The organism is Peribacillus suis (assembly GCF_059384845.1).
In genome coordinates, this window is sequence record NZ_CM182019.1 from 1,353,685 (window position 1) to 1,376,306 (window position 22,622).

Genomic DNA, 22,622 nt, shown 5'->3' on the forward strand with positions numbered 1-22,622 from the left:
CTGGGATCCGTTTTATTGTCCTTTCATATTCACGATGAAAAAACTACCAGTGGAAACGGCACAAAGTAATCCGTCATCTCGATAAACCTTTCCTTCAAGAATGATGGTTTTATTGCCTGTATGCATAATGTTACACGTACAAGTCAACTGTTCACCGATAGCAGGTTTTACATATCGTACCTGAATGTCCGTTGTCAAAGTAGCATAACCCTTTGGGACTGTCGAGCCGGCAAGAGTGCCCATTGCTGAGTCAATTAGTGTGGCGATGATTCCTCCGTGAGTGATGTTCAATTCATTATGGGATAAAGGGGTGATAGGCATCACCATCGAAAGAGATGTGCCGTCGTGGCTAACCTGTTTGTTAAGCTTAAGGAGATTGGAGATATAGGAGTATTTTTCATTTTTTCTTTTCTCCTTCAGGCTGGCGATGATTCCTGATAATACGCGTAGATCTGCTTCATCGGCCGTGATTGCCAAGTTCTTGAAATCCTCGACAAGTGCTTCTATACTCATAAAAAAACATCCTTTTTTTTCAATATTATACTATATGTAGCCGGATGAATGAATAAGATCCATGCACTTTTTCATACATAGAGGCATATCGTAAAATAGGCGATGTCTTAGTGTGAGGTGAAGAGTAATGGCAAAAAAAAAACGCCCCTCCATTGATGGATTTAGGGAGTTTGTCAAGGTGCATCCATATTTAGTGAATGAAGTGAGAAATAAGCAAGCAACATGGCAGGAGCTTTTTGAAGAATGGTACCTACTCGGTGAAGATCATCCACGCTGGCAGGCTGAGGACAGTGTGCAAGCTTCTGTAGGAAAGACTGAACCGGTGGTAACCGCCACAGAAAAGGGAGAGCAGAGCTCTGAGTTACTGGGTACGGTCATGAGTGCCGTTAAAAACATGGATATCGGACAAATACAACAATATATTTCAAGTGCCAACCAAGCAATTGGAGCCATTCAAGGTGTGCTATCGGCTTTCCAGGGAAATAAATCGGGCGGGGACTCCACTCCTCCGCCAAAAGCACCTGAGCAGAGAAGTAATCCATTTTTATTTAACAAGGATTAAGTAGCGGGAGGGAGGAAGGATTCCATGCGTCAAAATGTGTATGACTTCATCCAGACTAATGAGGATATGAAAAAGTATTTAAGGATTCAGCCTGCTTGGTATAAAAGGTTAATGCGTAATCCCCATGAGTTGGATAAATTTGAAACAGAAGCAAAGTACTTTTTTGAAAAATCAATTCCCCATCGAATCTCTAAATTCTCCGATAGTGTTCAGGTTGCTTCGATGATGCTCCATATGTTCCAAGCGATGAATGTACCAAGCGAATGAAGAAAAAAAGAGTAAATTACTCCTTTTGGCAAATAATATTGACAAAAGGGGGACGATGTCATGAAGAGAATGATTATAGTTCTAACAGTGCTGATGGCAGCAACAGGTTGTGGAAAGAAAATCCCTGAACCCAAAAATGTCTCGGCTGCTAGTGTTTCTGACCTTAAGGCTGCCACCACTGTACAAAGCGCCCAAACGATGGATGAGGATTTTCAAGTGAAGACTTTTGTCAAAGGAAACTCTGTATATGTGGAATGTTACCTGAACGACTATAGTTTTTCAGGAGATACTTCAAAACAGTTGGCCACTGTTTCTGTCCTTTTAGATGATAAAAAGAGAATCAATAAGCATACGGCAGCCTTTATCCTAAAAGATATTCCACATGGCGCGCATAAGATCAGGCTGGAGATATTGAATGACTCGGGTCAAAAAACGGGTCTGAATAAAGAGATCGAAGTACATATCACGTCCACTATGTAATCATAGCAATGGCATATGAAAAGAATAAATGGTAAAATGATGGTGGAGGTGAGCTTATTTATGCTTGCTACTATGGAAATTGTTGATATTTTACAACATGCAGACGGATTAGCAGAAACGATCCTTCATTCTGATATAGGGGAAAATTATCTTCTTAGTTTATATAAATTACAAAGCGATAAAGAGGCGCAAACAAAAATCTCCAAGTTTACTTCTCTAAAGGATCTTTTTGAAGATGTACAAAGGTTCGGTAAGTATCATCCGGACTATAAGCGCATCAATATGGAGACCCGAGAGGCAAAACGGGATATGGATATGCACCCTACCATTGCTGAGTTCAAGATGGCAGAAACGGAATTGCAGAGTATCCTAGATGAAATTAGTGGCTTAATCGGCCATGCTGTTTCGGAACAAGTGAAAACACCTGCAGGAAATCCATTTTTCGTATCTTCAGGCGGCTGCTCGTCAGGAAGTTGCGGAACAGGTGGAAGCTGTGGTTGTTCTGCATAAGATGATGAAAGCCTGGACATTTCACCAGGCTTTTTTTTTCGGCAAATGTTCATTTCAATCACGAGCAAGATACAGTCTGGACAATCATTACTTCTTAGTCACTCAATGGTTTTCATCCCCCTTTTACTCATGACCCCGAAATGATTCATAATAGTAAGAGAATTTTGTTTATAATCATTTTTCTTGGTTGAAAGAAAGGATTCTGCTATGCTAAAATTAGTTAAAGCCTTTATAAAAGGGAGTTATTGATATGCTTGGAGCAAGACAAGGAATTATCGTCTATTTACATACATTAAAACAAGCCAAAATGCTTAGGAAGTTTGGAAATATCCATTACGTTTCAAAGAAGCTGAAATATGTCGTCCTTTATACGAACATGGATGAAGTTGAACCATTGGTTGAAAAGCTGAATAATTACTCCTTTGTCAAAAAGGTTGATCTTTCTTATAAACCTTTCCTTAAAATGGAATTTGAAAATTCTAAACCGGATAAGGCTAAGGAATACGATTATAAAATGGGTATCTAAAAAGTGCTGACTCGAGGAGTCAGCACTTTTTTTCAGTGCGCCTGGCATGGGTGCAATCTATGTTATACACAAAACCCTCGACAATGCTTATTGGCATAATCAAGGGTTAGAAAGTTTAAATGAACGATATATAAAACTACGTCAGACTTAAACTGAACCGCCGTATACCGAACGGTACGTACGGTGGTGTGAGAGGCCGGAGGCTAGGTGCCTCCCCCTACTCGATTCTCTTCAGCCCAATGGCGGTAGGTATCTATTCATACGCAAAATACCTATCAAGTGCTGATAGTACAATTCTATTTCCGCGAAAAGTTTTGAAGACTTCACATCTATTTCTATAATTGGTCTGTCTAGTTCTTTAGCCAGATCTTCAAATAGTTGATATCGTTTATTGGCAGTAAAATGAGGGTTTGGGATTCCCTCACGGCAAATATATAGAGGTTGGAATTTTCCCGGATCTGTTGGTTGCATGACGATAACCAATGAAGTTACCTTTTTATCATCAAGCGTAGTATGCATGGCCAGCATCCTAGCTACACGGTGTTGCTGATTGCGCCCTACCTCGATCAGTTCATATATATCTGAATAACCTTGTCCAAGTTCTATAAAACGTTGAATCAATTAAACCTCTCCTCACTAACTTATCTTTCATTACTTTATCATTTTATCCCGTAAAAGAGAAGAGCCAACTTAAAGCTGAATCGGTTCTAAAAAGCCCATGATAACGGCAGTTTCATAAAAAAAACCCTGCACTTTCATGCAGGGTCCTTCTATGTCTAATTAAGGACCAGAAGGCAAAGGGAGAGGAGAAACCGGAGGAAGACTTATGGGGAAACGTAAGCCTTCTCCGCGGTTGGCAACAACACTTAATAAGTCATGTTGTTATTTTCATTATGACCAAAATCAGCTTATCTATTCAAACTATTAGAGATTTTAATGAGAAGGATATGCCCTTTTTATTTAAAGGGGGAATGTATTTAAATTGTTCTCGCTTAAACGGGTGTATTTGGCTTTTGTTATTGGCTAGTAATTTCTAATATGTTAGGATAGGAAAGTAACAGAAATTTGTCATAAAATGTGGTGAGAATGATGAGGGTCGTTTCCGGAAGTTGCAAAGGAAGACCACTTAAGGCTGTACCGGGTACAGGAACCCGGCCGACTACGGATAAAGTCAAGGAATCCATTTTTAACATGATTGGTCCTTATTTTGAGGGCGGGATTGTTTTAGACTTGTTTGCCGGCAGTGGTGGATTGGGAATCGAGTCCTTGAGCAGGGGGATGGATCGAGCTATCTTTGTAGACCGCGATTTTAAAGCTAACCAAACTGTCAAGGCGAACTTGGAACTATGTAAATTCACGGACTGTGCTGAGGTTTATAAAAATGATTCAGAACGTGCATTAAAGGCGTTGGTGAAAAGAGAAATGATCTTTGATTTGATTTTTCTTGATCCACCTTATAAAAAGCAAAAGCTCGTGGATTTATTGGAAGAGATACATAAAAACCGCTTGCTCAGCGATATGGGGTATATTGTTTGTGAGCATGGCGATGATGTTTCGTTGCCAGAACAAATTGGCGACTTTACAATCAAGAGAAAAGAAGTATATGGGAGTATTGCGGTAACGATTTATCAGTGGGGGAACGTACACGAATAGGGGGAACGATGAATGTCGAAAATAGCGATTTGTCCGGGAAGTTTTGATCCGATTACTTTTGGCCATCTTGATATCATTCAAAGGGGAGCTAACGTATTTGATGAGGTCTATGTAGTTGTTGTGAACAATTCAGCAAAACATTCACTGTTTACTGTAGAAGAGAGATTGAAGTTAATCACTGAAGCAACGGCTCATATGCCGAATGTTAAGGTGGATTCCTACCAGGGATTGACGGTCGATTATGCTGAAAGCGTTTCCGCCAATGCAATTATCAGGGGCTTGAGGGCGACTTCAGATTTTGAATATGAGATGCAAGGAACCTCGATGAATAGATTTTTGAACAACAATATTGAGTCATTTTTCATCATGACGAAAAATCAATATTCATTCTTAAGTTCCAGTATCGTAAAAGAGGTAGCGAAATATGGTGGGGATATAACAGAATTAGTACCGCCTGTTGTTCAGAAAGCTTTGACACAAAAGTACGAAGAACAAAAAGCATAGGAAAGAGAGCATGGCCCGCTTCGTGGACTGTGCTCTTTTTTATTTATGAAAGTCGCTGATGAGACGTTTAGCGAATAAGATGATGTAAATCATGAGAAAAGCGAGTGTGAGAAGCGGACCAAAATCCAACATGTATTGGTAAAGAGAATGTGCACGTTCTCCTGTAAATCCATTGACCGGGAAATCATTAATTACATTTCCATTGTAATCAGTGCCTCTATAGAAGGGTTCCCAGAGTATAACGGTAAAAATGGCGGCAAAGAAGCCATGTGCAATTCTGGCCAGGAAAAATGGCATAAAACGAATATCGGTCGTTGCGATGATACTGGCCACTTGGGCTTGAATGCTAAATCCATTGAAAGCAAGGATGAAACTAGTCATGATTGTCTGTTGCAGGAGGGTCGCATTTTCTATCTTGCTGGTTAATTTAGATCCAAGTGTCATTTCAAACATGCCTGAGATGAATGGAAGGCTTAAAGAATCGGGAAATTTCATGAGATGCAATATCCCTCCGATTCCTGTCGCAAGCAGGCTGGTTATATTCATATGAAATAAAAGTCGATTGACAACAGAAAATAGGATGATGAATCCACCTATCATAAGGAGCGTTTGAATGGAGGATAGAACGGCATCACCAAGCAACGTTCCAAACGGCCGGGTTTCTTTTAAGCGTGTGCGGTGCATTTGACTAAAGGCTTGTCTGATGGAAGGCAGTTTAGCTGTGCTTTTGGGCTGGAGTTTCCCCTTTTCCTCTTTTCTCCGATAAAAGCGCATCAAAATCCCTACACACAGATTGCCTAAATAATGGGCAAGTGCCAGGATGATGCCCAAGTGGGGATTGTGGAAAAATCCTACGGCAACTGCAACGAATAGGAACAGAGGGTTGGATGAATTAGTGAAGCAAACGAGTCTTTCTGCTTCAATTTGGCTGACTTGTTTCTCTTGACGGAGCCTTACCGTGAATTTGGCTCCTGCCGGAAAACCTGATGCAAGCCCCATAGCCCATACAAACCCTCCAACACCGGGTACGCGGAATAAGGGTCGCATGAAAGGTTCGAGTATCACACCGATGAACTTGACTACGCCAAAGCTAATTAATAACTCCGAAAAAATCAAGAAAGGAAGGAGGGAGGGAAAAACAATTTTCCACCACATATTTAATCCACCTTTAGAAGCGTCAAAGGATTCCTGGGGGAAGATGACTAAGCCAACTGCCATCATGGTAACCGTGATGGCTAATACTATTGTTTTAGATTTTGATTTAAGCAAGTTCTGAGCCTCCTCCTAAAAGGGTTACGAATAGCGTAGGGTCTACTGGTAAAACATGATAAAATGTAGATAATAGATACAGTGAAAGGCTATATGCTTCAGAAAGTTATCTGAATCTTCTGTTGTTTGGCTTGTTTTACTGTCAATATAAACAATATGCTTCTATAAAACTGTTTAAGACCATAACTTTGTATGAGTACGATTTTGAAAAGAATTGAACTTTTATAGTGAGGGGAGATTTTTATGCCGCATCCAAAGATCGGGTTAGCACTCGGGTCGGGGGGAGCGAGAGGTTTTGCACATATTGGAGTAATTAAGGTGTTGCAAAAAGAAGGCATTCCAATAGATATGATCGCCGGAAGCAGCATGGGAGCGATGGTGGCTACCTTTTATGGCGCGGGTTCAGATATTGAGAGGCTTTATACACTTTCGCGAGCATTTAAACGTAAATATTACTTGGATTTTACGATACCAAAAATGGGATTTATTTCAGGTAAACGAACGAAGGATTTAATCCGGGTTTTCACATACGGCAAGAATCTTGAAGATTTGGATATACCGGTGGCTGTTGTTGCCACGGATATCAGGACGGGGGAAAAGGTCGTATTTCGTGAAGGACCGCTAGCCCCTGCGGTAAGAGCCAGTATCTCGGTCCCGGGAATTTTCGTTCCTGAGAAAATTGGAGATCGACTCCTTGTCGATGGAGGGGTAATTGATAGGGTCCCGGTTTCGGTCGTAAAGGAAATGGGAGCGGATATTATCATTGCTGTGGATGTTGCACATGTGAAACAGGACGTAGAAATAAATTCGATATATGACGTTATCATGCAGAGTCTCGACATCTTGCAAATGGAATTGGTCGAAAGTAGAGTAGTTGCCTCGGATGTCATGATCCGACCAAGAGTGGAAAAATACAGTTCAAAGGCATTTACAAATATACAGGAAATAATTAGTATTGGAGAAGATGCTGCTAGGGATAAGGTAGATCAGATTAAGCAAAGTATCAGTGCTTGGAAGGAGTCTTATGTAGATGAATCGTAAAATGTTTGTACGCACTATCCTGGTGGCCGCTATACTCCTTATAGCCTCGGCGCTATATTCTCTCCCATATTATGTGACGAAACCAGGAATGGCTAAAGAATTGGAGCCGATTATTCAAGTATCGGGTGCGGACGAAGAGCAAGGGAGCTTCATGTTGACTACCGTAAGGATGGGGAAGGCGAATATTTACTCCTATTTATTAGCTAAGTGGAGTAAGTACCAGGAAATTTATCCGGAGACCTCGATTCGTAGTCAAGATGAAACAGACGAAGAATATAATGTCAGGCAGTTGCATTTAATGGACGGGTCTAAAAATAACGCAATTAAGATTGCTTATGATAAAGCGGGCAAAGAGGTAGATTATCAATACTTAGGTGTATATGTTCTGGATGTACTCGAAGAAATGCCGGCAGCGAAGGAATTGAAGGCGGGAGATCAGATTATACAAGTCGATCGTGTGAGATTCAAGTCAGCCCAAGAGTTCATGGACTATATCAATGGTAAGAAAGCTGGAGACGAGATTGATTTGGTGTTTAAAAGGGAAGGTGAAGAGAAAAAGGTCACGATTCCTTTAAAAACATTCAAGGATGATTCCAGTAGGGTAGGAATAGGCATCTCCCTTGATGATTATCGTAAGGTTATCACGAAGCCGACCGTTACGATCGATACGGATCAAATTGGTGGGCCCTCAGCTGGATTGATGTTCTCCCTTGAAATTTACAACCAATTAACAGAGGGGGATATTACAAAAGGCTACGATATAGCGGGGACAGGAACCATAACGGATGATGGGACGGTTGGTCCAATCGGCGGAATCCAGCAGAAGATTGTCGCAGCTGATAATTCCGGAGCCGAAATCTTTTTTGCCCCTAATGAAAATGGCGCGTCAGGGTCGAACTATGAAGAGGCGATGATAGCAGCGAAGGACATTAAAACGAAAATGAAAATCATCCCCGTGGATAGTTTTGATGACGCATTAGAGTATTTATCCAAGATCAAGGAAACGAAAAAATGAAAAAAAGCGCAAGCAGTCTAACTGTTTTGCGCTTTTTTGTGTGATAGGGAGAGGATCTGCCTTTCATGTGTCCAACGAATTGGTTTTTATGATTGGAGCTTTAAACTCCCTCTTCATTAACGCCGTTTGATAAGGTTCGCGTAGCCCCATTGCATATACCTGTGCAGCTCGCATGTCCGTATCGATATGACGATCTTGATAGGATGAAAGCCTGGATATGAGCGGGACCGGCAACTCTTTTTTTACTTTCCGAAGGTAAGCTTGCCCCCTATGATTCATGCCAAGCAACCTGATATAAGAAGGTTCCTCGGCATGAATCATGTCTTCTTTTAACGTATGGGTCAAAATATGGACACACATCCGTTGAATTCGGGTCCAGGTATAGCGTTTTGTTTTCATGGCGGTCATGAAGTCATGAAAGTTCATAGCTTCCTTTGCCATTTCCTTCATCCGATACTCGATTCCTTCCTCTATTTCATAGATGTCGGCCAACTCTGTCAGGGAGGATGCGAGAATCCGATACTTCAATAAAGGCCAATACATATTCCATTCATGTAAAGCATGATAGGTGGCTAGGTAATGTTGAAGCCCATGCAAGGTTGAAGGGGGGATATAAGTCCCCACTGCCTCTAATTCCTGTTTTTGTTCTAGTAGCGCCTTGCGGATCCCTGTTGCGCTCGCGATGGGGCTTGAAGATAGCTGGACATCATGGTAGCCAGCGGCCACCCGTTGTATCGTATAGGGTTCAATCGAGAATCCATTGGATAGGGCCGTACTAACATACTCTTTACCAAGGATATTATTTGGCTTTGTTAAATCCAACATCTCCGTGTTCTTGCTTATCGCTTGGAATGCCTTTGATGCACTTGCAGGGTAACTGTTTCCCTTTTCCATCAAAGATTTAAGAGTTTCGTTATATGTTTCGGCATTTTCAGATAGAATGCCATGGGCCTCGATGAAGGGTTCGATTCGGCCATCTTCACTACCGAAACAGAAGGAGTCACAGCCTAAATATTCGAGAAGGGATATGGAACCTTTCGCGAATAATTCCGCTTTTTGGACAGCAAAGGAATAGGGAAGTTCAATGACAAGGTCAATGCCACCCAGTAGGGCCATTTCCGTTCGTGACCACTTACTGACAAGCGCCGGTTCACCTCGCTGTAAAAACGGTCCGCTCATCACAGCAACTACTATATCCGACTCTGTCTTTTGTCTGCTTTCTCTGGCATGGAGTGCATGGCCATTATGAAATGGATTATATTCGACTACTAAACCGCAAGATTTCATTCAATCACCTCAGAGAAAAACTTTGTATTTTTCCAACTTAGTGCTAAAATAGTATTTCAAGTAAGAGAACTAGAATGTTTCGTCCTGATTTTTTGTTTGAAATGATTTTAAACTTGGCAAATCAGTTAGGATGACTACATTATAGTGTAAAGAAAAAATATTGACAAACTTATAATTGAAAGCTATAATTATTTTTGTTGCCTTGAGGTGATTTCATATGAAATGGACAATTAGTCAACTTCAAAAAATTCGGGACAAAAATTTGCAGTTAGATGAATTGGTGGATGTCTTAGACATTAAGGAAAGAGACAAGCAAATACGCGACGTTTCTCCAATTAGAGTAACAGGAAGAGCTGATATCAACTCGACCGAGATTACTTTTCACTTACATCTTACAGGTGAATTAACATTACCTTGTTCCCGTACACTGGTAGACGTGAAATATCCGATTGATATTGATACAAAGGAAACCTTTCTTTTAAAAGCAGATGGCGATCATTTCTACGGAGAAGACGTTACTGTGGTGGAAGGCGATGTTGTAGATCTTATACCGGTAATTAAAGAAAATTTATTGCTAGAAATTCCGATGCAGGTTTTTTGTGAGGATGTCGATCCTAATGAAGCTGCTCCTCAATCCGGGAAAGACTGGGCTGTTATTTCTGAAGAAGAAACTAAACATAAGGTTGATCCTAGATTTGCAAAGCTTGCCGACTTTTTTGACAACAATAAAGAATCTTAATTGGAACGAAAAATCGCTAATCCGATTTTTCCAGCTTTTTTATATTTTTTAAGGAGGTGGGAATAATGGCTGTACCTTTTAGAAGAACGTCGAAAACTGCAAAAAGAAAACGTCGTACGCACTTCAAGCTTCAAGTACCTGGTATGGTAGAATGCCCGAGCTGTGGTGGAATGACTCTTTCACATCACGTGTGTAAAGAATGTGGAACATATAAAGGAAAAGAAGTTGTCGCAAAATAATTTCTTGACCTACTCGAAAGCATTGCTTTCTTGATTATGCAACACGCTAATCAAAGCGCAGAGATAAATCTCTGCGCTTTTTTTACAAATTAATTTAATTGAATATTTAGAATAAATAGAGACATGGAGAAGGTGTTCACGTGTATAACACATTAATCGTTGAAAAGAATGCAAAAGGATACTTGAAGATTTCATTTAATAGACCTGAGAAAAGAAATGCGGTTAATTTTCAGTTGATGGATGAACTAGGAATAGCTTTATCACAAGCGGCTAGTGATAAGGATGTCAAAGTATTACTCTTGACGGGAGAGGGCTCCCAGGCTTTCTGCTCGGGGGGCGATTTAAGTGAATTTCAAAATCTTTATACAGAGGAAGAGGCTTTTGCCATGCTATCGAGGATGGGGAAAATCCTGTATGAACTGGCGATCTTTCCGAAACCTACAATTGCCCTACTCAACGGAAGCGCTGTCGGAGGCGGGTGTGAAATTGCCACGGCTTGTGATTTTAGATTGGCGAAAAAGGGGATAAAGTTAGGGTTTGTTCAGGGAACGCTAGGGATAACAACAGGCTGGGGGGCAGCGTCACTCTTGTTTGAAAAACTTCCGGAACAAAAAGCGATGAAGTTACTGCTTGATGCTAAAGTACATAGCTCCGAGGATGCAAAGGAATTTGGTTTCATAGACGAGATAATTGATATGGAAGACTGGGAAGGATTTCCCCAACATTTCCTACGCCATGAACTCGGGGTTTTAATGGCTTATAAAAAAATACTGGTTAAGAAATGGGAAGATGGAGGCCTGAAAGAAAGAATGGATGCGGAAATCCGTGAATGTTCCAAACTATGGGCAACGGAAGCCCATCATGACGCAGTCAGCCGTTTTTTAAATAAAAAAAAATAAATCTTTATCGCTTCTATATTCCGTCTATCTTTCCTATCAAGTGCATATCATGAAGTAAAACTTGCTTGGAGGTAGAGAGATGACGATTGCGAGACAAGATGCATGGACACAGGACGAGGATTTATTGTTGGCTGAAGTGGTGCTAAGGCATATTAGGGAAGGCAGTACGCAGCTGAAGGCATTTGAAGAAGTGGGGAAACAGTTAACAAGAACGTCTGCAGCCTGCGGTTTTCGTTGGAATTCTTTTGTCAGAAAGCAATATAAGTCAGGTATTGAGTTGGCTAAAAAGCAGAGAAAAGAACAGGTCATGCGGGATAATGGTTTCGAAGGGGAAGCTGTTGAGAATGAAGAAGTCCCGAACGAACAAGAGGTAGCAGCGGAGTGGAAAAGGGAATTGCCATCATCGCCATCTACTCCTCTCCAAGACGTTATTTCATATTTAACGAAGGTGGATGAAACCTTTAAAATTGATAGGGAAGAAATGGAAAGGAATGCCCGGCATTCTTATAATCTTGAACAGGAAAATGAAAGGCTTCGGGAAGAGAATGAGTTATTACGGGATAATTTAAGAGTAGTGGAAGAAGATTATCGGGCTCTCATGCAAATTATGGAGCGGGCTAGAAAACTCAGTGTCCTAGAAGATGAAAAGTTAAATCCAAAGGTGAGTTTTCAAATGGATAAGAACGGTAACTTGGAAAGGGTAAATAAATGAAAAATGCGGGTGGAAAAAATCCGCCCGCATTTTTCATTTATTCTTGCGTATCTATGATTTCATCTTGTTTTTCAATGGGGGTCCAAATCAAAGGATTTTCTCCGTAGTCACGATCCATTTCATAGGATGCGGGAGAGAAGCCCATCTTTTCCCAGAACGCTTGGGAGTGTACCCTGGAATTCGTTTTGATTGGCATATTAAAGCTTTTGGCGAAGTCGACTAAAGCTTTGCCGTATCCTTTGTTTTGGTAGTTGGGAAGAACTTCGAGCTTCCAGAGGACAAGAAAGTCTTTTGTTTTATCAAAATATCGGTCGAATTTAGCATCTTTTTTGTATAGGCTCATTCTAGCAACCAACATGTCACCATAAAAGATGCCGTAGAAAGGCGATTGACTGTCGTTCTCAATGATATTTCCCTCTAAATCATCGAGCATGGATAATTCTTGCATCCCATATTCCTTGAACTTCTTGAACTCCTCAAGCGTCTTAAAATTCACAAGTAACCGTTCCACCTTGTATTCCATATAAAACTCCCCCTCATTCTGATAAACTACTCCCGTCATGCTTTTAAATCAACAAGTAACCCTAACTACAGTCACCATTTAAAACCTTTTCTCACTAAATCGAGTCTAACAAGCCGTTTGATCATTATCCCTTTCCTTTTCTTTATATCGATCATCAAAGAATAAAGATAGGGTATCATTCGTTCATGTTTAAAAACTTTAAGGAATCCACGACTTTTCATATATAATATACCATTAATTTAGCTCGTGAAGAAGGAGTTATACCCATGGCTGGCGTATTTATACTTCTCTATGTTTTTGTGCAATTAGCTGTTGAAAGACGGAAATGTGATAACGATTTGTTTGTAGCATTTGGTGGTCCACCTTGATATGGAAAAAGCAAGGTAGTGAAAAAAGAAAATGTGTTAAAATAGTCAGTATATGAGAAAAGTTAGGAAGGGTAATATGAAAATCGGCGTAATTGGAGGCGGCTCTGTCGGATTGTTATTCGCCTCTTATTTAAGTGAGAGGCACATTGTAACGATTTATACACGTACAGAGGAACAGGCATCATGTATTAATAGTGAGGGTCTCCGTTGCATCGTGAATGGAGTGACCAGGAAAAGAAATATATCATCCAACGCAATCGAAAGTGGAATAAGGGGAGAAGAGATAATCCTAGTCGCGGTTAAACAGTATCATATACCGCAAGTCCTGCCAGTGATCGAGGGGATGGATGTACCTTTGTTGTTTTTGCAGAACGGCTATGGGCACATTTCTTATTTAAAGGAGTTGAAGTCAGCGACCGTTTGTGTTGGTGTGGTGGAACATGGGGCGTTGAAGCTCGACTCGAATACAGTGGAACATACCGGGTTTGGTATAACCAGAGTTGCGTCTTTCAGGGGGGACTTGAATGTACTTCCTTTTCTGGATGCGAACAACGACTATTTTCCATTCCGTAAGTGTGAGGACTACCATGCCATGCTAATGGATAAGTTAATCGTTAACGCTGTAATCAACCCTCTGACCGCGTTATTGGAAGTGGAAAATGGGCGTTTGATCAGTAATCCGTTTTATTACCGATTATTCCAGGAACTATTTGCTGAAATATCGTCTGTACTGGAATTACCAGATGCAGAGGAATCTTTTAACCACGTAAAATCCGTGTGTTCGAAGACCTCAGAAAATAGATCTTCCATGCTGAAAGATATTGAACTTGGAAGAAAAACGGAAATCGACGCAATCTTAGGTTATATCATTTCGGAGGCAATACGAAAAGAGAAAAAGGCATGTTTAACGTCTTCTCTTTATGCAATGATCAAAGGAAAAGAGTTCCAAGGGGGATGAGGGTATGCCAAACTTTGTTTCAAGTCTTGCCGCGATTTTCATTACACTTCCATTTATAGGTTATGTCATATTTTTTATTAGTGCCAAGCAATTCACAAGGAACCATAAGCGTTCCGTTCAATTTGCCATGGATATGAGTACTTTGTTTTTTGTATTATCGGTCCATTATTTAATAGTGACAATTTGGGACATACATATTTTTTGGGTGATCATGCTCATCATGATAGCCAATGCATTCGTTGTTGTTCTTGTCCATTATCAAGTTAAAGGAGAAATCATTTTTCAAAAAGTATTGAAAGGATTTTGGAGAGTGAACTTCGCATTCTTTTTTTGCGCGTACCTTCTTTTATTTTCTATAGGATTTATTACGAGAATTACTAGAATCTTTACTGCATAATGAATGGCAAAGCATCAATTTTCTGCTCCTGGGCAACATTTTTTGTTTTCTTAAAACAGAATGTTATACTCTAAAAAGAATTGTAGTTGCAGAGAAAGGGAGAACATACATGGAGATGAAAGATCTCGCGTTACCATCATTAAACCGTTTCGCATCGGACTATTTACAGGGCGAGCTTGAAACGGAAGATTATTTTCACTATGACTTGTCCAACCCGGACATCTATCGCAATAGATATCAAGAGCTGATGAACAGGACTTTTTCACGAGAAGCATTATCGAATTACATACAGACATATATGTCTCGTTTTTCAAGCAGTGAGGCTGTTAATAAAAACATTGAAGAATTACGACGTGATGATTCGGTCGTTGTCGTTGGAGGACAGCAGGCGGGCTTGTTGTCTGGTCCCCTTTATACGATACATAAAGTGATTTCAATCATTAAGCTTGCGCTAGAACAAAGGAAGTCACTGGGGAAACCGGTCATTCCTGTGTTTTGGATAGCTGGTGAAGATCATGACCTAGCTGAGGTCAACCATGTGTATGTCATGAAAAATGGTAAACCGGATAAAAAATCTTATCCTTCTTATCAGCCTTTCAAGACCATGATCACAGATATAGAAATCGATGAAAAAAAGATGGAGCAATGGTTCGAAGAAATCATTGAAACATATGGGGAAACCGCATTTACGAATAAACTCCTTATTGATATGAAGGAAACCGTTAAGCAATCGAATACATTCGTCGACTTTTTTGCTCGTTTGATTCACGAATGGTTCCAAGAATATGGCCTCTTGCTTGTTGACGCAGGTGATCCAGCCCTTAGAAAATTAGAAACAGGCTTTTTTGAGTCGTTGATAGGAAAAAGCGAAAAGATTGCGGAAGAGGTTGGAAAGCAACAAACTTTCATGCAAGAACAAGGTTATTCCAAAATGATTGAAATGGGAGAACAGCCAGCCAATCTGTTTTATTACGATACTGCAAAAAAAGATCGCTGCTTACTTAAACGGTCGGAGGGCAGGTTCACTGCCAGAAATGGTGAGCTCTCTTTCTCGGAGCAGGAACTCTTGCAAATGGCGAAAACCCATCCAGAGCAATTAAGTAATAATGTCGTTACGCGTCCACTCATGCAGGAAATGCTCTTTCCCGTTCTAGCCTTCATTTCTGGACCGGGTGAAATTGCCTATTGGGCAGAATTGAAACGAGCATTTGAACTATTTGCTATGAAGATGCCACCCATCATCCCAAGATTGAATATAACAATCGTTGAGCGGGGTATCCAGACGGACTTAGATGAAACGGAAATAACGTTGAAGACAGTGCTGACCGAAGGGACGGCAAAAACCGTACAGCGTTATCTCGATTCTGTGAAAGATGAAACGGTCGATCACTTATTCCAAACGATGAAATCCCAACTTGAAGAGAACCATCAAAAGTTATCGATGCATGCTGTTTCATTGGATAAGGGGCTTGAACCGATTCTAAATAAAAATATAGAATTCATCCAGAAACAATTGGCATTCATGAACGGTAAGATTGGGGAAAGGACGAAAGAACGTCACTCGTTCGTCTTGAAAAAATATGAACGTATCGCCAATTCGCTGTATCCTTTGGAATCTCCCCAAGAGAGAACCTGGAATGTTTTTTATTACTTGAATCAATATGGACCCGATTTTATAAAGGAAATCATGAAACTGGACTATCAGTTTAATAACCAGCATAAACTGATTTACTTGTAAGGTCTCCGCGGTGGAGAAAAGTGGAGGATATAAAGAAGATTAAAGACAGGTGATTCGCCTGTCTTCTTTTTGTTTTCCGAAAACTTTCGACAGGAAAAGAGGAACACTCTCTTAGTTTGTGCCCATTCGAGAAGAAGAGTGGTTTTCGATAAGAATATTGGCTAAATAAACTTCTATGTAAAAGAAGGGGATTTTTACAATAAAGGCGAAAGTAAAAACAAGTGGAGAAAGGTGGGGGAATGTGGTACATTGAGATTAGAATGTGGGGGTAGTGGGTATGTTCATGGGAGAGTACCATCATAACATCGATATAAAAGGCCGTCTGATTGTCCCGGTGAAATTCAGGGACAACCTAGGGGAACAATTTGTGCTTACCCGCGGACTCGATCAATGCCTATTTGGTTATCCTATGAATGAGTGGAAGCTATTGGAAGAGAAGCTGAAAGCCCTGCCCATAACCAAAAAAGACGCTCGTGCCTTTACCCGTTTTTTCTTTTCCGCTGCAACAGAATGCGAAATTGATAAGCAAGGGCGAATTAATATTCCCACGCCGCTTACTTCATATGGCCAATTGGAAAAAGAATGTGTAATTCTTGGTGTTACCAATCGAATTGAGATTTGGAGCAAATCCCTTTGGGAAAACTATTTTTCAGCTTCAGAGGATTCTTTCGCTGAGATAGCAGAAAATATGATTGGCTTTGAAATTTAAGGCTGCCCTCGAATAGAGTGACTCAATTACCGATTGGAAGGATGTCTAACATGTTTCAACATACAACAGTGTTATTAAAAGAGACGGTTGATGGCTTGAACATCAAACCTGATGGAATTTATGTAGATTGTACTTTAGGAGGAGCAGGTCACAGCGAATACTTGCTGTCACAGCTCTCTGACAAAGGCAGATTGTATGCTTTTGATCAGGATGAAACGGCGATTCAGAATGCTAAAGCTAAATTAGAAAGCTATGGGGACCGTGTCGTACTTGTTCCTAATAATTTTAAATATCTTCAAGAAGAGTTGAATGCTCGTGGAGTCAATAAGGTAGATGGGATCCTTTATGATTTAGGTGTGTCCTCTCCACAACTAGATACACCTGAACGTGGATTCAGCTACAATCACGATGCTCCACTGGATATGAGGATGGATCAAAGTGCGGCGACTTCAGCTTATGATGTGGTGAATTCATGGTCTTACCATGACTTGCTCAGGATTTTCTTCCAGTATGGGGAAGAGAAATTCTCCAAGCAAATTGCCCGGAAAATAGAAGCGGCCCGTGAAATAAAACCGATTGAAACGACATTTGAGTTAGTGGAATTAATTAAAGAAGGAATTCCTGCCCCGGCCCGACGTAAAGGTGGACACCCTGCGAAACGAGTATTCCAGGCAATCAGAATCGCTGTAAATGATGAATTGGGCGTATTTGAGGATTCCCTTGAACAAGCGATATCCCTGTTGAATCCCGAGGGAAGAATATCTGTCATCACTTTCCATTCATTGGAAGATCGGATATGTAAGACGGTATTTAAAAAAGCCAGCGCCCTACCAGATCTCCCGCATGGCCTACCGATCATCCCTGATGAATTCAAACCGACTCTGAAATTAATTACAAGAAAACCGATTTTACCTTCGGAAGAAGAGCTGGAAGGTAATAACCGATCACGCTCGGCGAAATTAAGGATTGCCGAAAAACAGTAAACTACAGAAAAAAACAGTAAGGGGGAGCATGAATGAGTGCCATAGCAAAAAAAATACAAGAAAAGCAATATGAAGATCAACAGCAACAATCCCAGCAAACTGTTGTCATCCGTAAAGCGAAAATATCGATTGGTGAAGTGTTATTACTATGCGCCATTGCTATCATGATTACCTTTGCGTGTGTGAAGATAGTTTCCAATCAAGCTGCCATTTATGAAACGAATAAAGAAATCCAGCAGGTTGAAGCGACCATTGAAGAACAAGGTAAATTGAATGATGATTTAATGGTGCAGGTCGACGAACTTAGTAGATATGAGCGCATTTGGGCAATCGCTGCCAAATTAGGCCTTGGATTGGATGATAATAACGTGAAGGTTGTGCAGAACTGATGCAGAAACAAAAAAATATGAAGCTTGGAGCAGCTGGATTATTCTTCGTATTCAGCCTGCTCTTCTTTGTATTAATCTGCCGCTTTTTATATATTGGTGTGACGGGTACAGCCGGGGGAGAGGTACTTGCTTCAAAAATCGATAAGAAATATGAGAAAGAGCAGGTTATTGAAGCGAAACGTGGCAGTATTCTAGATACTAAGGGAGACGTCATCGCTGTGGATACTTCCTCCTATATCTTACGTGCCATCTTGAGCGAAAAAGAAAGCGAGCGGGTGAAAGACCCAGAAATGACCGCGAGTAAGCTTGCTAAATATATAGATATGGATGAACAGGCCATTTATGAACGCCTATCAAAAAAAGGGGCGTATCAAGTGGAGTTTGGGAGTGCTGGAAAAGACTTGACGCAGGACACCAAACAGAAAATCGAAAAATTAGAGTTGCCAGGAATCACGTTTGGAAGAACGAACAAACGCTTCTATCCAAATGGGGTCTTTGCTTCTCATTTGATTGGATATGTAGAAAAGGATGAAGAAACAGAAGAGATGACAGGGAAATTCGGTATCGAAAGGTACCTTAATAAAGAATTGCAGGAAACGGATGGAAAGCTGACCTATGAAAGTGACTTTTGGGGATTGATCTTGCCAGGGGCGGAGGAAAAGGTATCAGCTCCCCATAATGGGAATAATGTTTCGCTCACAATCGATAAGAAAATACAAACATTCCTGGAAGATTCCATGAATAAAGTCCAGGCGAAATATAAACCGGAACAAATCATCGCCATCGTTTCCAACCCTAAAACAGGCGAAATATTGGCGATGGGCCAAAGGCCGACATTCCATCCGACGACGAAGGAAGGGCTTACGGATACTTGGCGCAACCTGGCCATTGAAGAAACCTATGAACCCGGATCCACCTTTAAAACATTTACTCTAGCAGCGGCTGTAGAAGAAGGGGTCTTTAATCCCAATGATAGTTTTACAACAGGTAGATACAAGGCTGCAACAGGTTCCATAGGCGACCATAGCGGGATCGAGCCAGGCAAGACCATGTCCTTTCTTGAAGGGGTTCAACGGTCTTCCAATGTCGCTTTTGCAACCTTAGCCATGGATAAAATAGGTGCGGATACATTCCGCGACTATTTGACGAAGTTTGGCTTTGATAAAAAGACGGGAATAGACCTGCCGAATGAGATTACAGGCAAGATTCAATATAAGTATAAAATGGAAAAAGTCACTACCGCGTTTGGGCAAGGGACAACGGTCACACCAATCCAACAGATACAAGCGGCTTCAGCGGTAGCTAATGACGGAAAGATGATGCAACCCTATGTCATTAAAAGCATTTCCAATCAAGATACCGGAAAAGTGTTGAAAACGACCAAACCGAAAGTGGCGGGGGAACCGATTTCGGCAGAGACGGCAAAACAAGTTCGGGAATATTTAGAAACGGTCGTCTCGGCAAAAAAAGGAACGGGCAAGAAGTACGCGATCGATGGGTATGATGTAGCCGGAAAAACGGGGACTGCGCAGATTCCTGGGCCGACTGGTCGATATCTTGAAGGTAAGGACAACTATTTCTTTTCCTTCTTGGGAATGGCTCCAGCCGATGACCCGCAACTTGTTGTATATGTGGCTGCCAAACAACCGAAATTAGGTGTTTCCTATGTAGGAGCTGATCCTCTTTCTGAAATATTTAATCCGGTCATGCAAAACAGCCTCATGTATTTAAACATAAAGCCATCCGATTTGAAAAAGCAGGAAACTAACAAGATTGAAGACTATACGGATCAACCTATTAATTCGTCCGTTAAAGAACTCGAGGAGTTAGGATATGAAGTGGAAGTAATCGGAACGGGACGGAAAGTTCTCGACCAATCCCCTAAATCGGGTAGTTCCCTTCTTCAAGGGGAAAAAATTATTCTCCGTTCTGAAGGGGCAGTGAAGGTTCCGGACATGGCTGGTTGGTCACTGCGTGATGTTATGAAGGTAGCTAGCATTGCCAAGCTTAATCTGAATACGTCAGGCACAGGATATGTGGGTAAACAGAGTCCTAAAGGTGGCACAAAGGTTAAAGAAGGAGACTCTTTCAAAGTCGAATTAAGGCAGCCGGAAAAGCCACCGAAGGATTCGCCAACAAAAGAGACAACTGTAGAGTAAAATAAGCATGCAAGAAAAAGAGTGGCTCATACGGGTCACTCTTTTTCTTGCATGTTTTTATTCTACCACCAAGTAGACAAGCATATATATTGAGCATGTATGAAATGGAGGTGCCTGTTTTTGCGTGTTTCAAATGTTACCGTCCGAAAACGGCTAGCAATCGCATTGGCAATAGGATTAGTCGTCTTTTTTATCATTGACATTCGCCTAGGGATCGTTCAGTTTTATCTAGGAAATGATTTGACAAGCTTAGCTAAGGATTCGTGGAGTAGGAATATCCCCTTTGAAGCCAAACGTGGTGAAATATTGGATCGAAATGGAGTCGAGTTGGCAACGAACATCTCAGCACCGACAGTATATGTCATCCCACGACAAATAGAGAATCCAAGTGAAACCTCGGAACAGCTAGCTTCCATATTGAATATCACGAAGGAGAAAGCCTTTGAATGGTTAACCAAACCGGCGATGAGCGCCAGGATTCCCGAGGGGAGGAAAATTTCTCATGAAAAGGCAAAGGAAATCAAGGCCCTCGGCATAAAAGGTATATATATCGCGGAAGACTCCAAGCGCCATTATCCATTCGGTGAATACTTATCACATGTACTGGGGTTCACAGGCTCGGATAACCAGGGATTGATGGGAATCGAACTATCGTATGATAAGGAACTTAATGGAGAAAGAGGGTTTGTGAAATTTTATTCGGATGCAAAAGGGAAAAGACTTGAGAATATGGCAGATGATTTCAAGGCTCCAGTAGACGGAGATAATTTGAAACTGACGATTGATAGCCGAATTCAGACCATTGTGGAACGGGAACTGGATAATGCGGAGGCCACTTATGATCCAGATGGACTCATAGCCATTGCAATGGATCCGAAGACGGGCGAAATACTGGCCATGTCAAGCAGGCCCACCTTCGATCCAGCGAAATTCCAAGATGTACCTGCAGAAGTATATAACCGTAACTTGCCGGTATGGAGCATTTATGAGCCAGGTTCAACTTTTAAAATCATCACCCTTGCCGCTGCTCTAGAGGAAGGAAAGGTGAATCTACAAAACGACCATTTTTATGATCCCGGCCATGTGGAGGTTGCAGGTTCTACATTGCATTGCTGGAAAAGCGGAGGTCATGGTGACCAAACTTTTCTGGAAGTCGTAGAAAACTCATGCAACCCGGGTTTCGTTGAGCTAGGTAACCGGCTTGGTAAAGATAAATTGTTCCAATATATAAATGATTTTGGTTTCGGTCAAAAAACGGGCATTGATTTATCTGGGGAAGGTAGGGGGATCATGTTCAATATGGATCGTGTTGGTCCCGTTGAACAGGCAACCACGGCTTTTGGACAAGGTGTTGCCGTCACGCCCATCCAGCAGGTCACGGCTGTATCGGCAGCTGTGAATGGAGGGACACTATATACCCCTTATATTGCAAAAGAATTGGTCGACCCGAAAACGGGGGAAGTGGTCATGCGGAAAACCCCACAGGCGAAAAAAAAGGTGATTTCCGAAGAAACCTCGAAGAAAGTTCGGGAAGCACTTGAATCCGTTGTGGCAAAAGGAAGCGGTAAGGGAGCTTTCGTGGAATCGTATCGGGTCGGGGGGAAAACAGGAACAGCCCAAAAAGCCGAGAACGGGAGATATTTAGACAATAATTATATACTCTCATTTATTGGTGTCGCCCCAGCGGATGATCCCCAAATCGTCGTGTATATCGCTGTGGATAATCCGAAAGGGACCGTTCAATTTGGTGGTGTGGTCGCTGCCCCGATTGTTGGGAACATCATGGAGGATTCACTAAGGGCGATGGGTGTCAAACCGAGGAAAAACCAGATTGAAAAAGAAAAAGTCTGGACCGATCCGGTGATGATCGAGGTACCAAATGTTGTTGGAATGAGCAAAAAAGAGTTACAAACCCAACTTCTGGACCTTAAGATAGACATGGCCGGTAAGGGGGATAAAGTCATAAAACAAGCTCCTGATGCAGGAGTGAAATTAAAAGAAGGTTCAACAATTAGAATTTATCTTGGCGAACAAACAGAATAAGTATAAAATAAGAATAGTGAAAAGCGGCTGAAAAAAATCAGCCGCTTTGTTTACGGAGTCGATTAAACCCCGTATAATAAAAGCTGGTTTCTCGACAAGCCAAAACTAATCACATATAATTAATCCTCAAATTAAGTTG

The 22,622-nt window shown here is 41.3% G+C and carries 26 protein-coding genes; 21 read left to right on the top strand and 5 right to left on the bottom strand.

What is annotated here, in order from left to right; all coding sequences use genetic code 11:
* Window positions 1-12 precede the first annotated feature (12 nt).
* Window positions 13-513 (bottom strand): PaaI family thioesterase, encoded by a 501-nt coding sequence (locus AC503W_RS06730; protein WP_494916501.1) that lies wholly within the window; start codon window positions 511-513, stop codon window positions 13-15.
* Window positions 514-640: 127 nt separating this feature from the next.
* Here AC503W_RS06730 and AC503W_RS06735 point away from each other — a divergent pair, with 127 nt between their 5' ends.
* The 5 genes from AC503W_RS06735 to AC503W_RS06755 all read left to right on the top strand — a co-directional run bounded on the left by AC503W_RS06735 (window position 641) and on the right by AC503W_RS06755 (window position 2,858).
* Complete coding sequence (locus tag AC503W_RS06735; protein ID WP_402868128.1) at window positions 641-1,075, top strand: YlbD family protein; 435 nt, start codon at window positions 641-643, stop codon at window positions 1,073-1,075.
* Window positions 1,076-1,099: 24 nt separating this feature from the next.
* Window positions 1,100-1,342 (top strand): YlbE-like family protein, encoded by a 243-nt coding sequence (locus AC503W_RS06740; RefSeq protein ID WP_402868130.1) that lies wholly within the window; start codon window positions 1,100-1,102, stop codon window positions 1,340-1,342.
* Window positions 1,343-1,402: 60 nt separating this feature from the next.
* On the top strand, window positions 1,403-1,822 hold the full coding sequence (locus AC503W_RS06745) for a hypothetical protein (RefSeq protein WP_402987771.1): 420 nt from the start codon (window positions 1,403-1,405) through the stop codon (window positions 1,820-1,822).
* A 60-nt stretch (window positions 1,823-1,882) separates the two neighbouring features.
* Window positions 1,883-2,332, top strand: a complete 450-nt coding sequence (locus AC503W_RS06750) for a YlbF/YmcA family competence regulator (RefSeq protein WP_402868134.1) — start codon at window positions 1,883-1,885, stop codon at window positions 2,330-2,332.
* 250 nt (window positions 2,333-2,582) lie between these two features.
* Window positions 2,583-2,858 (top strand): YlbG family protein, encoded by a 276-nt coding sequence (locus tag AC503W_RS06755; RefSeq protein ID WP_402868136.1) that lies wholly within the window; start codon window positions 2,583-2,585, stop codon window positions 2,856-2,858.
* 231 nt (window positions 2,859-3,089) lie between these two features.
* Here AC503W_RS06755 and AC503W_RS06760 read toward each other — a convergent pair whose 3' ends face one another.
* Window positions 3,090-3,479, bottom strand: coding sequence for a DUF7147 family protein (locus tag AC503W_RS06760; protein ID WP_402868138.1), 390 nt, complete (start codon window positions 3,477-3,479; stop codon window positions 3,090-3,092).
* A gap of 468 nt (window positions 3,480-3,947) precedes the next feature.
* On the opposite strand from AC503W_RS06760, the gene rsmD reads away from it, so the two are divergent.
* Both rsmD and coaD read left to right on the top strand, forming a co-directional pair.
* A complete protein-coding gene (gene rsmD, locus AC503W_RS06765; protein WP_402868565.1) occupies window positions 3,948-4,511 on the top strand; it encodes a 16S rRNA (guanine(966)-N(2))-methyltransferase RsmD in 564 nt (187 codons plus the stop codon).
* 12 nt (window positions 4,512-4,523) lie between these two features.
* Window positions 4,524-5,015 (top strand): pantetheine-phosphate adenylyltransferase, encoded by a 492-nt coding sequence (coaD, locus tag AC503W_RS06770; protein WP_402868140.1) that lies wholly within the window; start codon window positions 4,524-4,526, stop codon window positions 5,013-5,015.
* Between the two features lie 39 nt (window positions 5,016-5,054).
* Here the strand turns inward: coaD and ylbJ are convergent, their stop codons facing one another.
* Window positions 5,055-6,284 (bottom strand): sporulation integral membrane protein YlbJ, encoded by a 1,230-nt coding sequence (gene ylbJ, locus AC503W_RS06775; protein WP_407407270.1) that lies wholly within the window; start codon window positions 6,282-6,284, stop codon window positions 5,055-5,057.
* A 243-nt stretch (window positions 6,285-6,527) separates the two neighbouring features.
* On the opposite strand from ylbJ, the gene AC503W_RS06780 reads away from it, so the two are divergent.
* A complete protein-coding gene (locus AC503W_RS06780; protein ID WP_402956184.1) occupies window positions 6,528-7,325 on the top strand; it encodes a patatin-like phospholipase family protein in 798 nt (265 codons plus the stop codon).
* Window positions 7,315-8,340 (top strand): SepM family pheromone-processing serine protease, encoded by a 1,026-nt coding sequence (locus tag AC503W_RS06785; protein WP_402868146.1) that lies wholly within the window; start codon window positions 7,315-7,317, stop codon window positions 8,338-8,340. The genes AC503W_RS06780 and AC503W_RS06785 overlap by 11 nt, the downstream gene beginning before the upstream one ends.
* A gap of 63 nt (window positions 8,341-8,403) precedes the next feature.
* Here the strand turns inward: AC503W_RS06785 and AC503W_RS06790 are convergent, their stop codons facing one another.
* Window positions 8,404-9,627, bottom strand: a complete 1,224-nt coding sequence (locus AC503W_RS06790) for a nucleotidyltransferase (RefSeq protein ID WP_407407273.1) — start codon at window positions 9,625-9,627, stop codon at window positions 8,404-8,406.
* 217 nt (window positions 9,628-9,844) lie between these two features.
* Here AC503W_RS06790 and AC503W_RS06795 point away from each other — a divergent pair, with 217 nt between their 5' ends.
* The 4 genes from AC503W_RS06795 to AC503W_RS06810 all read left to right on the top strand — a co-directional run bounded on the left by AC503W_RS06795 (window position 9,845) and on the right by AC503W_RS06810 (window position 12,216).
* Window positions 9,845-10,366 carry a YceD family protein gene (locus AC503W_RS06795; RefSeq protein ID WP_402868149.1) on the top strand — a complete coding sequence of 174 codons (522 nt, stop codon included), beginning with the start codon at window positions 9,845-9,847 and terminating at the stop codon, window positions 10,364-10,366.
* Window positions 10,367-10,431: 65 nt separating this feature from the next.
* Complete coding sequence (rpmF, locus tag AC503W_RS06800; RefSeq protein ID WP_402868151.1) at window positions 10,432-10,605, top strand: 50S ribosomal protein L32; 174 nt, start codon at window positions 10,432-10,434, stop codon at window positions 10,603-10,605.
* A gap of 140 nt (window positions 10,606-10,745) precedes the next feature.
* A complete protein-coding gene (locus AC503W_RS06805) occupies window positions 10,746-11,504 on the top strand; it encodes an enoyl-CoA hydratase/isomerase family protein (protein WP_494916507.1) in 759 nt (252 codons plus the stop codon).
* 79 nt (window positions 11,505-11,583) lie between these two features.
* Window positions 11,584-12,216 (top strand): RsfA family transcriptional regulator, encoded by a 633-nt coding sequence (locus AC503W_RS06810; protein ID WP_494916509.1) that lies wholly within the window; start codon window positions 11,584-11,586, stop codon window positions 12,214-12,216.
* 37 nt (window positions 12,217-12,253) lie between these two features.
* Here the strand turns inward: AC503W_RS06810 and AC503W_RS06815 are convergent, their stop codons facing one another.
* Entirely contained in the window at window positions 12,254-12,739 is a 486-nt protein-coding gene (locus AC503W_RS06815; RefSeq protein ID WP_402868156.1) for an N-acetyltransferase, read from the bottom strand.
* 444 nt (window positions 12,740-13,183) lie between these two features.
* Here AC503W_RS06815 and AC503W_RS06820 point away from each other — a divergent pair, with 444 nt between their 5' ends.
* From AC503W_RS06820 to AC503W_RS06855, 8 genes are all read left to right on the top strand, one after another.
* The gene (locus AC503W_RS06820) at window positions 13,184-14,065 is read left to right on the top strand and encodes a 2-dehydropantoate 2-reductase (protein WP_494916512.1); all 882 of its coding nucleotides are present in this window, start codon (window positions 13,184-13,186) and stop codon (window positions 14,063-14,065) included.
* A 4-nt stretch (window positions 14,066-14,069) separates the two neighbouring features.
* Entirely contained in the window at window positions 14,070-14,462 is a 393-nt protein-coding gene (locus AC503W_RS06825; protein ID WP_402868159.1) for a DUF3397 domain-containing protein, read from the top strand.
* Between the two features lie 109 nt (window positions 14,463-14,571).
* Entirely contained in the window at window positions 14,572-16,200 is a 1,629-nt protein-coding gene (bshC, locus tag AC503W_RS06830; protein ID WP_402868161.1) for a bacillithiol biosynthesis cysteine-adding enzyme BshC, read from the top strand.
* Window positions 16,201-16,477: 277 nt separating this feature from the next.
* Complete coding sequence (mraZ, locus tag AC503W_RS06835) at window positions 16,478-16,909, top strand: division/cell wall cluster transcriptional repressor MraZ (protein WP_402868162.1); 432 nt, start codon at window positions 16,478-16,480, stop codon at window positions 16,907-16,909.
* Between the two features lie 50 nt (window positions 16,910-16,959).
* Window positions 16,960-17,892, top strand: a complete 933-nt coding sequence (gene rsmH, locus AC503W_RS06840) for a 16S rRNA (cytosine(1402)-N(4))-methyltransferase RsmH (protein ID WP_402868164.1) — start codon at window positions 16,960-16,962, stop codon at window positions 17,890-17,892.
* Between the two features lie 32 nt (window positions 17,893-17,924).
* Window positions 17,925-18,281: a cell division protein FtsL gene (ftsL, locus tag AC503W_RS06845; RefSeq protein ID WP_402868166.1), complete on the top strand. Its 357-nt coding sequence runs from the start codon at window positions 17,925-17,927 to the stop codon at window positions 18,279-18,281.
* Entirely contained in the window at window positions 18,281-20,440 is a 2,160-nt protein-coding gene (locus tag AC503W_RS06850) for a penicillin-binding protein (protein ID WP_494916516.1), read from the top strand. Before ftsL ends, AC503W_RS06850 begins: the two co-directional genes overlap by 1 nt.
* Window positions 20,441-20,560: 120 nt before the next feature.
* Complete coding sequence (locus tag AC503W_RS06855; RefSeq protein WP_402868170.1) at window positions 20,561-22,483, top strand: stage V sporulation protein D; 1,923 nt, start codon at window positions 20,561-20,563, stop codon at window positions 22,481-22,483.
* The last annotated feature ends 139 nt before the right edge of the window (window positions 22,484-22,622 follow it).